Genomic DNA, 14,935 nt, shown 5'->3' with positions numbered 1-14,935 from the left:
GCTAGTGGGCGAAGCGCAGCAGGGTGGTGAGCGCGCCACCGCGCCCGGCCAGTCCACTGCCGATCAGGGTCGTGGCCGGTTCGCGGCGGCCGTAGCCGGGCGAGTACCAGCCGAGCGGCGGGGCGGTCTGCCCGTGGTGCGCGGTCCAGGTGAGCCCGGCGGGCAGGTCGAGGACGGCGGCCTGCTCGCGGCCGCCGGAGGTCCAGGTCAGCACGGCCGCGTGCCCGGTCAGTTCGGCCGAGACGCGGGGGCCCAGGTGGAACGCGAGCCGCGCCGGGTGGTGCCGGCCGGCGGTGATCTCGTCGGTGATCCGCAGCTCACGCGCGCCCGGGTCGAGTTCGACGGTGCGCCGGTGCACGGCCGGGCGGTAGCCGTCGTGCTCGGCCGACCACCGCAGCACGCCGGCGCCGGGCGTGGCCAGCACGCGGGTCGTCGCGTGCCGGGTCCACAGGAACGGGCCGCCCGAAGTGGACTGGTCGGTGTCGTCCAGCTGCACCGTGTTGTGGCCCAGCGTGGACCGGAAGTAGGCGCGCCACTCCGGTTCGCCGTGGTAGCAGTAGGTGCCCGGGTCGGCGAGGATGTCCACGCCGTCGTGCCGCACCTCGACCGACAGCGCGTCGGCGTGCGCGTGCGCGGCGATCGACAGGAACCCGTGCGGGCCGCCGTCGCAGCGGCACCAGATCTCGCCGCGGCCGTCGCCGGGCGGGGTGCGCAGCAGCGTCAGCCCGGCGTCGGCGAAGTGGTCCGGCCGGGTGCGTGGCCGGTCCGCCGCCTCGAACCGGCCGGCGAGCGCGGCGAGCAGCGGCGTGCGAACGTCGCCGCCGCGCGGGCTCGGCCACCAGTCCAGGCGCCCGAACAGGGCGTCCCCGGTCGCCAGCAGCGACGACCAGCGGTCGGTGCCGCGGCCGTCGAGGACCAGCCCGTGCCCGTCGTCGCCGTCGCCCTGCCGCGGCGGGTGCAGCCGGACGTCGACGACGGCCGCGAGCGCGTCGGTCATGCGCAGCAGCGTGCGCCACAGCGAGTCCGGCACGGCCGCCCCGGCCTCGGCCGCCGCGGCCAGGCCCAGCTCCAGGACCAGGCCGTGGTACTCGGTGGCCAGCTCGCGGTTCAGGCCGGAGCCGAAGGTGTTGGCGGCCAGGTGCTCGTCGAGCGACCGCAGCGCGGCCGATCGCCAGCCGGCCGACTCGGGGAACCACGGGAACGCGCAGGACGCGGCCAGCTGCCCGAGCGCCTCGGCGATGACGTGGTTGTTCGCCGACGAACCGCGGCTCGGGAAGGTCGCCAGCCACCGCTGGTGGTGCCAGATCTGGTGCAGCGCCTCGGGGTTGTCCTCGAACAGGCCGGCCGCGCCGGGCCAGCCGTGCAGCAGCCGCCGCACCCACACCCAGGACAGCAGCCGGATGCCCAGCTCGATCCCGCTGACCCAGTGCACGCTCGTCATCGGCGCGTTGGCCGCCCACCAGGACTTCAGGTGGTCGGCGACCCGCTCGGCGTAGCGGTCGTCACCGGTGAGCGCGTAGGCCGTGGCGAGCACGGTGAGGTGCTGGTGCCGCGACGGCTCCCAGATCTGCTTGATGTCGCCCACGACGTCCTCGTGCCGGTACGGGATGTCGAAGGCGAACGTGTCGGCAGGCGCCCGCCGCCCGGTCTTCGGATCGGCCGACCAGTCCGGGTTCACCAGGTCGTCGCGCGGCACCCCGAAGTACTCGGCTCGGCCGTCCAACAGCCGGTCCGCGGTCTCCAGCACGCGTGCCCGCGCGTCCGGCGGCACCCGCACGTCCTCGGGCAGCACGGCGGTGAAGCGGCGGCCGGGCAGGGGAGTGGACGCCTCCGGCAACGCGCGCCGCAGCTTGCGCCGGTTCCGCACGTCCGCGGCCCGCCCGGCGACTTCGCGCGGGCCCATCCGCGACAGCCGCCGCAGGTACCAGCCGGGGTCCATCATGCCGACGTCCCGATCCGGACCGGCGCGCCCGTGGCCAGGCTGGTCCGCACCGCGAGCGTGGCCAGCGTGGTCGCGACCAGCGACTCCAGCGGCACCGGCATCGGGCCGCCCGAGGTGACCGCGGTGACGAACGCGTCCAGCTCGGCGTGCTGGCCCTTGTCGCGGCCCTTCGGGATGCGCGAACTGGTCCAGCGCTTGCGCGCGTACACCGAGGCGCGGGCGAAGTCGTCGAACTTCAGCACCTTGCCGTCGGCGACGACGTCCAGCGTCTCCTTGGGGAAGCTCGCCGGACCGCTGGTGGCGTAGCTGATCGCCGCGGTCGAGCCGTCCGGGTAGCGCAACAGGATCTGCAGGTCCTGCTGGTCCGGCGTGGCGCAGGCGTAGACCGACACCGGGTCGGCGCCGAGCAGCCAGCTCACCGTGTCGATGAAGTGCCCGCCCTCGCCGTCGAACCGGGTGCCCTCGGAGCCGGCCTGGCTGTACCAGCTGCCGTGGTCCAGGCGGCCCGCGTTCACCAGGTACCGCACCGACGCCGGGCCGATGCGCCTGCCGAAGTGGCTCGTCGCCTCGTGCAGCAGCGGCGCGAACCGGCGGTTGAACCCGACCTGCAGCCGGTCGTTGCCGGACTCCTCGACCGCGCCCAGCACCTTGCCCAGCTCGGCTTCGGTGAGCGCCAGCGGCTTCTCGACGAACACCGCCTTGCCGGCCAGCAGCGCGCGCCGGGTCAGCTCGGCGTGCGAGCTGTGCCGGGTCACCACGAACACCGCGTCGATGCCCGGGTCGGCCAGTGTGGCGTCCACATCGGTGGACGCCTCGGCGAACCCGAACTTGCGCTTGGCGTTCGCGCCCGACAGCGACGACGTGGTGACCACGCGGCGCAGCTCGACGTCCTCGCGCTCGGCCAGGTGCGGCAGCAGCATCGAGGACGCGTAGTTGCCCGCGCCGATGAACGCGGTCCGCACCCTGCCCATCCGCCGGGACGTGCGAATCGAGGCCGGGACCCGCGCGGTCAGCTCCGGTTCGGCGACGCCGGTGTCCACGCCCGGGTACCGGAACAACACGGCGACGGCCTTGAGCTCGCCCTCGTTGAGCCTGCGGTAGGTCTCCACCGCTGTGGCGAAGTCCGCGACGTGCGAGACCAGCGGTTCGACGTCCACCCGGCCACGCGCGATCAGGTCGAGGAAGCATTCCAGGTTGCGGCGCTCGGTCCAGCGCACGTAACCGATCGGGTAGTCGCGGCCGTCCAGTTCGTACTCCGGGTCGTAGCGGCCCGGGCCGTAGGAGCGGGAGAACCGGACGTCGAGTTCCTTTTCGTAGTAGGCGTTCCACGGCAGGTCGAGGCGGCACTTGCCGATGTCGATCACCCGGCCGCGGTCGCGGGCGAGCTTCGCGGCCAGCTCGACCGGCTCGTTCGTGCTGCCGCCCGCCGCGAGGTACACCTGGTCGACGCCGTACCCACCGGTCAGCTCACCGACGGCGATCGCCACGTCGCCGGAACCGGGATGCCCGCACACGGACGCGCCCAGCCGCTCGGCCAGCGCGCACCGCTCCTGGTCCGGATCCACCCCGACCACCCGCACCCCGGACGCGGCCAGCAGTTGCACGACCAGCTGCCCGATCAGGCCCAGCCCGGTGACCAGCGCCGTGTCGCCGAGCTGCGGTTCGCCGCGCCGGACGCCCTGCATGGCGATCGCGCCGACGGTCGCGAACGACGCGTGCCGCGGCTCGACCCCGGCCGGCACGCGCACGTAGAGGTTCTTCGGCACCCAGTTCAGCTCGGAGTGCAGCGCGTGCTCGTTCCCGGCGCAGGCGACCAAGTCGCCGACGGTGACGTCATCGATCCCGGCGCCGACCTCTTCGACCACGCCGCACAGCGAGTAGCCGAGCGGGGTGTAGGAGTCGAGCCGGTTCATCACCTTGCGATAGGTGGCGCCGACGCCGTTGGTCGCGACGCTCTGCACGACCTTCGCGACCTGGTCCGGCCGCGACCGCGCCTTGCCCAGCATCGACATGCTCGCCTCGGACACCTTCATCATCTCGGTGCCGGTGGAGATCAGCGAGAACGCGGACCGCACGAGCACGCCGCCCGGCTTGCCCGCCGGCGTCTCGACGTCCAGCAGCGCCAGCTCGCCGCTCTTGTAGTTCTGTACGACCTGCTTCACCAGGGCTCCTCACGCTGCTCGCTCGGCCGCACCGGCTTCGGTCGCGCCGCGGTACCAGTACTCCAGGGTCAACACGTGCCAGAGGTGCTTGGACCGGTCCTCCCGCCCCGCGGCGTCCTCGTCGACGAGCCGCTGCAACGCATCACGCCGCAGGAAACCCGAGTTCACGAGAACGCCGTCGTGCACGACCTCACGCACCAGCGGCGCCAGATCGCGGCTCATCCACGCCCGCAGCGGGGCGCTGAACAGGCCCTTCGGCCGGTGGACGATCTCCTTCGGCAGGATCGACAGCGCGGCTTCCTTCAGCGCGGCCTTGCCCTGCCGCCCGGCGATCTTGCGGTTGCCGGGCAGGCTGAACGCGGCCTTGACCACCTCGACGTCCACGAACGGCACGCGCACCTCGGTGGAGGCGGCCATCGTGGCGCGGTCGGTGTAGGTCAGGTTCAGGCCGGGCAGGAACATCCGCGCGTCGGCCAGGCACATGCGGTTGACGAAGTCGTCGAGCAGGTTGTCGTGGTAGGTGTCGGCGTGCTCGGTGAGCACGTCGTCCACGGCTCCGGCCAGGTCGGGGGCGACCAGGCCGGCCAGCTCGTCGCGGTCGTACATCGTGTAGCTGCGCCGGAACGCGGTCTCCTCGGGCAGCTCGGCGAAGGACAGGAACCGCTTCGCGAAGCGCACGGACCGGAACCCGCGCCGGGACGTGGCCACCGGCAGACGGTCCACAAGGGACTCGATCGGCCGCCGCACCCCGCCCGGGATCTTCTGGTACCGCAACGCGATCAGGTTCGCCAGGTGCTTGCGGTAACCGGCGAACAGCTCGTCCGCGCCCATCCCGGACAGCATCACCTTGACGCCCGCCTCGCGCGCGGCCAGGCAGATCAGGTAGCTGTTGATCGCGGCCGGATCGCCGATCGGCTCGTCCAGGTGGTAGGTCAGGTGCGGCAGCAGGTCCTGCACGTTCGGCGCGATCTCGATCTCGTGCAGGTCCACGCCGAACCGTTCGGCCACGATCCGCGCGTACCGCAGATCGTCCGGCATGGCCTCGAACTTCGCGTCCTCGGCGCGGAACCCGATGGTGTAGGCGGAGATGCCGGGCGAGTCTTGGGCCGCCAGCGCGGTCAGGTAGCTGGAGTCCAGGCCGCCGGACAGGAACGTCGCCACCGGCACGTCGGAGAGCAGGTGCTTGCCCGTGGAGTCCTCGACGACCGCGGCGAGGTCGGCGGGCGGGCCGTGCTGCGCCTCGGTGGCGACGTCCCGCAGGTTCCAGTACCGGCCGGTGTCGACGCGTCCGTCCGCGCGACATCGCATCCAGGTGCCCGGCGGCAGCTTGTGCGCCTCGCGGAACGCGCACCGGCTGTCCGGAACCCAGTAGTACAGCAGCGACGCGACCAGCGCGGTCTCGTCGACGTGCAGCCCGCCGATCTCCCCGGCCAGCGCCTTCAGCTCGGAGGAGAACGCGATTCCCCCACCGCGGCGCACGTAGAACAGCGGCTTGATGCCCAGCTGGTCGCGGGCCAGGAACAGCTCCCCGGTGCGCTCGTCGAAGATCCCGAACGCGAACATGCCGCGCAGCCGGGGCAGGCACTGCACACCCCAGCGCCGCCACGCCTCCAGCAGGACCTCGGTGTCGGAGGTGCCGCGGAACCGCACGCCCTTGCTCACCAGCTCGGCCCGCAGCTCGGGGGCGTTGTAGAGCTCGCCGTTGTAGGTCAGCGCGAGGCCGCCGGAGACCATCGGCTGCGCGCCCGTCTCGGACAGGTCGATGATGGACAGCCGGCGGTGGCCGAGGTGCACGTCACCGTGGTCGTAGCGGCCCTCGCCGTCCGGACCGCGGTGGGACAGGCGCTTGGTCAGCCGGTCGGTCAGCGGGCCGCCGTCGGGCCAGCGAAAGGTTCCTGCGACACCGCACATGGTCAGCCTTCGCGATCGAGGGGCCGCTTGCCGTTCACATGTGCCTCCGTGTTCTCGGCCGGCGTGACCGGGGTGAATTCCTTGGTCGGCAGCTCGGCGTGCACCGGCTGCAGCGTCGCGGTCCGCTCGCCGGCGGCGGCCGCGGGCAGCGGGGCGAACCAGGTCGTGGGGTGGTCGTCGACGTTCGCGCTGCCGTTGACCCGTCGTGCCTCGGCGAAGGTGGCCCGGCCCCGCAACGCGGTGTGCAGGCCGTCCCACAACGTGCCGTCGGTGCGGTCCCGCGGATCCGGCGCGACGAGCACGATGCCGATGACCGGGATGCCCAGATCGGCCAGCTGCCGCGCGACGGTGTGCAGCCAGAGCGTGCTGGCCTTGCCGGCGCGGACCACCAGCACGGTCTCCGCGCCCAGCCGGCGCAGATCGGTCCACGCCGTCCCCGGCGACACGGACCCCACGCCGATGCGCAGCCCGTCGTCCAGTCGTTCGCTGCCGTCCACGACCGGCACCGCCGGTGCCTTGCCCGCCACCGCGGTCAGGTCGCGGTGGGGGAGGTCGTCGACGAGCACGACCTTCGTGTCCTTCGCCAGGTACTTCGCCACTTCGAGGGCGAGCGTGGCGGCCACCCGGGGACAACCCAGCTCGAGCACCGACACCGGACCGCCCTCGGCGGTCACCGCACGGGCGACCGTCGCCGCGACCCGGGCCCGCTGCGCGTCCGACCGGGCGTACCGCAACCGGCGCGGCTGCGGCAGTTCACCGATGACCGACGCGCCCAGCTCGGTGGAGATGTCGCGGCGCAGCACCGGGCGGTCCCGCACCACGCCGAGCACCGCGGCCAGCGCGAGCCCGGCGAACAGGCCGAACCCGCCGCCGATCCCGCCGGTGGTCACGGCCGAGGCGAGCACGGACGACCCGACCGCGCGCGGGCCGTCGACGATCTGGGTGCCCGCACCCAGCTGCGGCTCGCCGATCCGCGCCTCGTTGGCCCGTCCGGTGAAGTCGGAGACGCGCGAGGCCAGGTCCGCGCGCTGGGCGTACAGGGACTGCAGCTCGGCGGGGCCGACGCGGCTGTTGCGGCCGGACGCCTCGACGATCTGCACGTCCACCTGGTTCAGCTCGCGCTGCAGATCGTCGCGCTGGTCGAGCAACGCCTGCGCCTCGGCGTCGGCGGCCGCCTGCAACCGCTGCCGGTGATCGGCGATGAACGCGTCGGCCAGCGCCTGCGCCCGTGCGAGCGCGTCGCGGTAGGTCGGCGCGGTGACCGTCACCTGCATGATGTTGTTCGTGACGCCCTCACCGCTGTAGGTCGTGAGGAACTGCTCGGGCGAGGCCGTCGAGTTCAGCGCCGTCAGCGCGGCACCGGCGATCCGGCTCGTCTCCAGCACGGCGACGTCGGTCTGGATCAGGCTCTTGCTGTCGTTGGGCTGGTCGGCCGCGTGCAGCACGATCAGCTGGGTCACCGCGGTCGGCTTCTGCGGCGTCAGGAACGCGAACGCCGCACCCGCGAGCAGGCCCAGGACCGCGGTCGACACCCACAGGCGGCGACGGCGGCGGATCGCGGTGAGCAGGCGGTGGAGGTCGATGAGCGGCTGGGCCGCCGGTGGACGGTCGGTCGTCGTCATGCCGAACCTGCCAATGCGTCGTTCTCGATCAGCTCATCGACCGGCCGCCGGGACGCCCGCACCGGGTGCGCGACGACCGTGCCGAGCACCCGCAGACCGGCGTCCGTGCACGCGGTGGCCAGCGCCACCAGCTCCCACCCGGTCCGGGTGCCGGTGCCCTGGACCACCACGGCGCCGGACGCGTCGTCGACGGTGGGCACGGTGGGCCGCCGGGCGCTGGTCACGACGATGCGGAGTTCCGGTCCGCTCGCGGCCGCCGCCAGCTGCGTGGCCGCGGCCCGCCCCGCCGGGTCGTCGTCCGCGACGACCAGGACCACCAGCGGCTCGTCGTGCAGGCGGGACAGCGCCCGCCGGTAGCGGATCTCCCGGCTGGCCTGGTCGACGGACGGCAGCAGGTCGGGTTCGTTCCACGGCCGGTCGGTGCCCAGCCAGCGCGACCAGCGGTGCCGCGGGGCGCCGGACGGCAGGTGCCCGCCGCGCTCGACCGGCACGTCGACACTGCCCAGCACCGGGCCGCCCACCGCGGCGCCGATCTCGCTCTCGTCCCGTAACCGGCGGTCCGCCCGCGCGCCGATCAGGTGACCGAGCACGCCGAGCAGGAAGAACGCGAGCGCGCCGCCGCCGACGAACTGCGCCATCGTCGGCGCCGCCGGGCTGACCGGGCGCTGCGCGGGGCCCATCACGATGGTCTTGGTCTGGCTGATCGTCTCGTCGGTCTGGTCCAGCTTGAGCATCGCGTCGGCCAGGTCGTTGCGCAGCTGCTCCAGCTGCGTGCGGACGTCGACGCTTTCCACCGACAGGGTGCGCACCGACCCCGCGAGGTCGGTGATGCGGTCGTTGGTCTCCTGCACCTGCCGGCGCAGCGCGTTCGCCTGCTCCTGGGCCACCTGGCTCGCCGCGTCCGCGGTGCCGCCGAAGAGCTGCGCGGTGTAGGCGACGTAGGCGGCGGCGACTTCGTCGGCGAGAGCCTGCGCCTTCTCCGGGGTGTTCGCGGTGGCCGCGATCTGGACGATGTTGGCCTGGTTCGCCCCGGCCTTCACGGTGCCGCGCAGCTCCTCGCCGCTCACGCCCCAGCCCAGCGCCTGGGCGGCGCGGTCGAGGACGACCGAGCTGCTGGCGACCTGCGCCTCGGTGAGGAGTTCGCTCTCGTCCCGCGAGCCCTGCAACAGAACGCTGGTGGTGGTCCGGTAACCAGGGGAGAACAGCATGGAGGCGCCGGCCCCCACCAGGGCGCCGAGCACCGCCAGCGCCACGAGCACGCGCCACCGGTTGCGCAGGATCCGCCCGATCGTGGACAGGCGGACGGTGTCGTCACCCAATGCGGGCCCCCTCGAACGAACCACGGACGCCGACGGCGCCGGGATGGATGGCCTTTCACAAACAGGTCGCGGCGATTCCCGGATTGGTTACCGGCTTTCCCAAAATGCGACCAGGCGTTTTTCCGACCAGGATTTCCGGGTGCCGGTCGGCAATTCACCGACCGGTCGCTGAGTAGGCGGCGAGCAGCGCCCGCGCGGAATTGGTCCAGGACAACGGGCCGGCGACGCGGGCGGCGCCGAGTTCGCCCATGCGGACCCGCTCGGCGGGGTCGTCCAGCAGGCGGGCGGTGAGCTTGGCGAATTCGAGTTCGTCGTTGGCCGGTGCGTACACGGCCGCATCGCCCGCGGAAACCCGCGCCTCCCGCAGGTCGAACGACACGATCGGCCGGCTCATCGCCATGTACTCCATGATCTTGTTCATGGTGGACATGTCGTTGAGCGGGTTCGACGGGTCCGGCGCGAGGCAGACGTCCGCTGTGGACAGATAACGCACCAGGTCCGCATCCGGGATGCGGCCGGTGAACTCGACCCGGTCGTCCAGGTGGAGGTCTTTCGACAGCGCGACCATCGCCTCGAACGCGTCCCCGGAGCCGACGAACACCGCGTGCCAGTCGGTGCGGCCGAGGTCGTCGCGTAGTTTCGCGAGCGCGCGCAGGGCGTAGTCGACCCCGTCCTGCGGGCCCATCACGCCCAGGTAGCAGAGCAGGTGCGGCTTGCCGCGCTTGAGGTCCGGCTCCGGCGGAACCCGGTGGAAGCGGTCCACGACCGGGGCGCTGCGGACGACGAACACGTCCTCGGGCCGCTTGCCGCCGCGGGTGAGGGCCACGTCGCGGTAGCTCTCGTTGGTCGAGATCACCACGTCGGCGGCCCGGAAAGTGGCGCGTTCCAGGGCGCACACGCCGCGGTAGAGCAGGTCCCTGCCGCGGTCGAAGCGGGACAGGTACAGCTCGGGCACCAGGTCGTGCTGGTCGAAGACGAACTTCGCGCCCCGCCGCTTGAGCATCCGGGCGACGAGGAAGAGCAGGTCGGGCGGGTTGCACGCGTGCACGACGTCGACCGGGCCGATCTTGCGGGCCAGCCGGAACGTGTGCCGCAGCGCGGAGCCGTACTCGCGCAGGTAACCGGCCGGCCCGCCGGTCGCCGCGGTCAGCGGGTAGCGGTGGATGTGCACGCCGTCGAGGACGACCTCCGGTTCGGTGTCCCGTTTCGTCCCTTGTGGACAGATGACGTGCACCTCCCACCCGGCGTCGCGCAGGGTGGTGCTTTCCTGCCAGACCCGCCGGTCGAAGGGCACGGACAGGTTCTCGACGAGGATCAGTGCTTTACCAGGCAAGGCCGACGTATCCTTCTTCGGTGCGGCGCACGGCCGCGTCGGGCAGGCGGACGAGGTCGATCAGCGTGCGGTCGCCGGCCTTCGACAGCGCGGCGAGCACGGCCGGGTCGGTGCTGCCGATCAGGCACACCTCGGCGTGGCCGAGCACCTCGTCCACGGAGCCGGCGAGCAGCTGGCCCAGGTGCGGCAGGCGGCTTTCGATGTACTCGCGGTTGGCGCCCATCAGCCGGGACAGGCTCACGTTCGCGTCGTAGATCTTGAGGTCGTAACCCTTGCCCAGCAGGCGTTCGGCGAGTTCGACGAGCGGGCTCTCGCGCAGGTCGTCGGTGCCCGGCTTGAACGACAGTCCGAACAGGCCGATCCGCCGCTTGCCGGTGCGGGCGACCAGGTCGAACGCGCGTCGCAGGTGTTCCTCGTTGGACGGCAGTACGTGCGCGAGCAGCGGCACCGACACGTCGGCGCGGTGCGCGGCGTAGACCAGGCCGCGCAGGTCCTTGGGCAGGCACGAGCCGCCGAAGGCGAAGCCGGGGCGCAGGTAGGCGGGGCTGACGTTGAGCTTGCGGTCGGCGAGGAACACGTCCATCACGCGGTGCGAGTCGAGGCCGAGGGCGCGGCAGATGGCGCCCAGCTCGTTGGCGAAGCCGATCTTGAGGCCGTGGAAGGCGTTGTCGGCGTACTTGGTCATCTCGGCGACCGGGATCGGCACGCGGAAGACGTCCCCGGGCAGGCCCTCGTACAGCTCGGCGACGGCGTCGCCGCTGGCGGTGTCCAGCTCGCCGATCACGGTTTTGGGCGGGTCGAAGAAGTCCTTGACGCTGCTGCCTTCCCGGAGGAACTCGGGGTTGACGGCGACGCCGAAGTGCACGCCCGCGGTGCGGCCCGAGGCCTTCTCCAGGATCGGTACCAGCAGGTCGAGGCAGGTGCCGGGCAGCATGGTGCTGCGGAATACGACCGTATGCCGACCGGTCTTGCCGGCGAGCGCGCCGCCGATCTCCTCGGTCACGCGTTCCAGGAAGGCGGTGGACAGGCTGCCGTTGGGGGCCGACGGGGTGCCGACGCAGATCAGCGAGATCTCGCTGTGCGCGATCGCCTCGGCGACGTCGGTGGTGGCTCGGAGCGCACCGCGGGCCACGACTTCGGCGGTGAGTTCGCCGATGCGTTCCTCGACCACTGGTGCTTTTCCCTGGCGGATGAGGTCGATTTTCACGGGGTTGATGTCGACCCCGATCACGTCGTGCCCCTCACCGGCGAGGCACGCGGCCGACACGCATCCGACGTAGCCGAGCCCGAAGACGCTGATCTTCATGGAATTCCTCCCGCCGCCACCGGCTTGACCCAGAGGTCGGCGGACGGTCGGAGATCGTTACGGCGGTGGACGGCCGGAAAACCGCTTACGTAGTGGGGTTTCCGCGGGGAACAAACCGCCCCGCCCCGGGCGCCCGTTCTACATACATCCGGTATGTATCCGAATCGAAAGCCAGCGTCCCCACCGCGGGCGCGATCACATTGGTGTCCCGCCCCGTGTCGAGAACGCAAGCGGCCCCCGGAATGGACCGGCGACTGATCGCGGCGTCACAGGCCGCCCAGATGCCGCCGCGTGCCGATGAGGCCCCCTGACGAGCGTCACCTGCCCGAACATCCCCTTTCTCTGGCCACGTCAGCCTCCCCTCTGGCGGGCGGGTCGCCCACGTGCCGTGCCCGGGCGCCGATGAGGCCCCGACGGCCCTCACCAGCCGGAACATCCCCTCGCTTTGGCTATGCCGGCGCCCATCCCGGCCTTCCCCCTGGCGGGCGGGTCGCCCACGTGCCGTGCCCGGGTCCCCTCGCCAGCCCGAACACCACCCGCCGCCTGTCCACCCACCCATCCCCGCCGGTTTCCCACCGCGTCCGCGGGTACCCGGTCGCACGGTAACCCACCGTGCTCGGCCGTGCGGAGATCGTGACGGAACTTCACTTCCTTTTCGTGCGTTGGGAAAGCGAGTGTTGGTAAGGAGGCGCAGGGCACGTGCACAAGCACCAGAACGGGCTGAAGACCGCGCTGTTGCTCGGATTGCTGAGTGCCATCATCATCGCGATCAGTTCACTGTTCGGGCGTGGCGCGTTGTTCATCGGGCTGGCGCTCGCGCTCGGGATGAACGCCTACGCCTACTTCAAGTCGGACACGCTGGCGCTCCGGGCGATGCGGGCACGCCCGGTGTCGGAGCCTGAGCAGCCGGTGATGTACCGCATCGTCCGGGAGCTGGCGACCTCGGCCCGTCAGCCGATGCCGCGTCTCTACGTGAGTCCGACCCCCGCGCCGAACGCCTTCGCCACCGGCCGGAACCCGCGCCACGCCGCCGTCTGCTGCACCACCGGCATCCTGGAGCTGCTGGACGAGCGCGAGCTGCGGGCGGTGCTCGGCCACGAGCTGTCGCACGTCTACAACCGGGACATCCTGATCTCGTGCGTCGCCGGTGCGCTCGCGAGCATGGTCAGCGTGCTGGCGAACCTCGCGATGTTCGCCGGCGTGTTCGGCGGCAACGACCGCGAGGGCAACAACCCGCTGGTCTCGCTGCTGATCATCCTGATCGGTCCCATCGCGGCGGCCATCATCCGGTTGGGTGTCAGCCGTTCGCGTGAGTACCAGGCGGACGCGTCGGGCGCCGCGCTGACCGGGGACCCGCTCGGCCTGGCCTCGGCGCTGCGAAAGCTGGACTACGGCACGCGCCGAGCCCCGCTCGTGGCGGAGCCGCAGCTGGTCTCGCAGTCGCACCTGATGATCGCGAACCCGTTCCGCCCCGGCGAGACGTTCTCCCGCATGTTCTCCACCCACCCCCCGATCGCGGACCGCATCCGCCGCCTGGAGGAGATGGCCCGCCGGGGCCCGTTCTGAGCGCAGCCGCCCCCCGAAGCCCACCGCACCAGCGACTCGGCTCCAGGCGCCGCCGTGTTCCGGCGGCCCGCTGCGCCCCCGTTCTGCCTAGACCTCGCGGCACGTCGAAGCCCACCGCGTCAGCGGGTCGGCTCCGGGCACCGGTCCGTCTCGACGGCGCGCCGCGGCTCAGTCAGCCCAGCCCTGCCGCATCGCGAAGCCCGCCGCGCCAGCCGCCCGGTCCCCGGCACAGGCCTGCCTCGACGGCCCGCCGCGGCCCTGTTCTGCCCAGCCCCGCCGCACCCCGAAGCCCACTGCACCAGCCGCCCGGCCCCCGGCACCAGCCTGCCTCGACAGCCCGCGGCCCGTTCTACCGGCGCTTCCGCTTGATCCGCTTCCCCAGCGCCATCGTGTGGTGACTGCTCCGCGGCTGGTCCGGATCAACCGCCCACAGGATGTCCGCGACCGTCTCCGCCTCGTGCTCGTACCCCACCTGCAGGACGGTCCACAACCCGTTGCGCGCCTTGAGCCGGCACTGCGCACCGAGATCGGCCGGCTGGCCGGCGTACGAGTCGCCGGACACGAGCACCGCCAGCATGTCCAGCAGCTCCACCCGCGCGAAGTCCGACAGCGGCCCGGCCAGCGCGGCGAGGATCACCTCCACCGCCGGAACCGCCACCTCGAACAGGTTTCCGCTGATCTCCAGGTGGTTGTCGAGCCGGGCGCCGAGGGCTTCGCGCGGTTCCGCCGCCTCCAGGATCGTCTCGAACGTCCCGGGCAGGTGCGCGCCGCTCTCCCCGCAGCCGCACCGCAGCCGGCCCCAGTCGTGTCGCGCCAGCTCCGCGCGCACGAGCCTGCTGACAGTCATCTAACCGACGGCCCCCGCGGCGCGGGCGCACGCGACCACGTAGTCCCCGTACCCGGACTTCGACAGCTTCAGCCCGAGCGCCAGGCACTCCTCCGGATCGATGTACCCCATGCGGAGCGCGACCTCCTCCAGGCACGCGATCCGCACCCCCGTCCGGTGTTCGAGCACCTGGACGAACTGCCCGGCCTCCAGCAGCGAGTCGTGCGTCCCGGTGTCCAGCCACGCGAACCCGCGCCCCAGCTCGACCAGCTTCGCGCGCCCCTGCCGCAGGTACGTCAGGTTCACGTCGGTGATCTCCAGCTCGCCGCGCTTGGACGGGGTGAGCCCGCGCGCGATCTCCACCACCTGGTTGTCGTAGAAGTACAGCCCGGTGATCGCCTGGTTGGACTTCGGCCGCTCGGGCTTCTCCTCGATGGACACGAGCCGGCCGTCGGCGTCGAGTTCGCCGACGCCGTACCGCTGCGGGTCCTTCACCGGGTACCCGAACAGCACGCAACCGTCGAGCGCGGCGACCTCCTGCTGCATCCGCCTGGAGAAGCCCTGCCCGTAGAAGATGTTGTCCCCCAGGATCAACGCCACGTCGTCATCGCCGATGAAGTCCGCGCCGATCACGAAAGCCTCGGCCAGGCCGTTCGGGCTCGGCTGCTCGGCGTAGCTCAGGCGCAGCCCGAACTGGTCGCCGGAGCCGAGCAGACGCTGGAAGTTCGGCAGGTCGGCCGGCGTCGAGATGATCAGGATCTCCCGGATCCCGGCCAGCATCAGCACGGAGATCGGGTAGTAGATCATCGGCTTGTCGTAGACCGGCAACAGCTGCTTCGACACCGCCTGGGTGATCGGGTGCAGACGCGTCCCGCTGCCGCCCGCCAGCACGATGCCCTTCATGTCCCCAGCTCCCTCCGGATCGATCCGGAACCACCCTAGCGTGTT

The 14,935-nt window shown here is 72.0% G+C and carries 10 protein-coding genes; 1 reads left to right on the top strand and 9 read right to left on the bottom strand.

Translation table 11 applies throughout. From position 1 onward, the window contains the following. Position 1: 1 nt before the first annotated feature. The 7 genes from D0D28_RS20595 to D0D28_RS20565 form a co-directional block, all read right to left on the bottom strand. A complete protein-coding gene (locus D0D28_RS20595; RefSeq protein WP_116111663.1) occupies positions 2–1,939 on the bottom strand; it encodes an alginate lyase family protein in 1,938 nt (645 codons plus the stop codon). Next, positions 1,939–4,104: a bi-domain-containing oxidoreductase gene (locus D0D28_RS20590; protein ID WP_116111662.1), complete on the bottom strand. Its 2,166-nt coding sequence runs from the start codon at positions 4,102–4,104 to the stop codon at positions 1,939–1,941. The genes D0D28_RS20595 and D0D28_RS20590 overlap by 1 nt, the downstream gene beginning before the upstream one ends. A gap of 9 nt (positions 4,105–4,113) precedes the next feature. Beyond that, the gene (gene asnB / locus D0D28_RS20585; RefSeq protein WP_116111661.1) at positions 4,114–6,015 is read right to left on the bottom strand and encodes an asparagine synthase (glutamine-hydrolyzing); all 1,902 of its coding nucleotides are present in this window, start codon (positions 6,013–6,015) and stop codon (positions 4,114–4,116) included. A gap of 2 nt (positions 6,016–6,017) precedes the next feature. Further along, a complete protein-coding gene (locus tag D0D28_RS20580) occupies positions 6,018–7,637 on the bottom strand; it encodes a Wzz/FepE/Etk N-terminal domain-containing protein (protein ID WP_116111660.1) in 1,620 nt (539 codons plus the stop codon). Beyond that, positions 7,634–8,956 carry an exopolysaccharide biosynthesis protein gene (locus D0D28_RS20575; protein ID WP_094003806.1) on the bottom strand — a complete coding sequence of 441 codons (1,323 nt, stop codon included), beginning with the start codon at positions 8,954–8,956 and terminating at the stop codon, positions 7,634–7,636. The genes D0D28_RS20580 and D0D28_RS20575 overlap by 4 nt, the downstream gene beginning before the upstream one ends. Positions 8,957–9,110: 154 nt before the next feature. Then, entirely contained in the window at positions 9,111–10,289 is a 1,179-nt protein-coding gene (locus D0D28_RS20570) for a glycosyltransferase family 4 protein (protein ID WP_116111659.1), read from the bottom strand. After that, complete coding sequence (locus D0D28_RS20565) at positions 10,279–11,595, bottom strand: nucleotide sugar dehydrogenase (RefSeq protein ID WP_116111658.1); 1,317 nt, start codon at positions 11,593–11,595, stop codon at positions 10,279–10,281. Before D0D28_RS20565 ends, D0D28_RS20570 begins: the two co-directional genes overlap by 11 nt. Positions 11,596–12,294: 699 nt before the next feature. Between D0D28_RS20565 and htpX the strand changes: the two genes are divergently transcribed. Next, positions 12,295–13,161 (top strand): zinc metalloprotease HtpX, encoded by an 867-nt coding sequence (htpX, locus tag D0D28_RS20560; protein ID WP_116111657.1) that lies wholly within the window; start codon positions 12,295–12,297, stop codon positions 13,159–13,161. 349 nt (positions 13,162–13,510) lie between these two features. Here htpX and D0D28_RS20555 read toward each other — a convergent pair whose 3' ends face one another. After that, positions 13,511–14,008: a hypothetical protein gene (locus D0D28_RS20555; protein WP_116111656.1), complete on the bottom strand. Its 498-nt coding sequence runs from the start codon at positions 14,006–14,008 to the stop codon at positions 13,511–13,513. Next, positions 14,009–14,890 carry a glucose-1-phosphate thymidylyltransferase RfbA gene (rfbA, locus tag D0D28_RS20550; RefSeq protein ID WP_116111655.1) on the bottom strand — a complete coding sequence of 294 codons (882 nt, stop codon included), beginning with the start codon at positions 14,888–14,890 and terminating at the stop codon, positions 14,009–14,011. Between the last annotated feature and the right edge of the window lie 45 nt (positions 14,891–14,935).

The organism is Amycolatopsis ruanii (assembly GCF_003385175.1).
Classification (GTDB): Bacteria; Actinomycetota; Actinomycetes; order Mycobacteriales; family Pseudonocardiaceae; genus Amycolatopsis_E; species Amycolatopsis_E thermalba.
The sequence above is the reverse complement of the archived record's forward strand: the minus strand, read 5'-3'. Positions and strand labels throughout refer to the sequence as shown.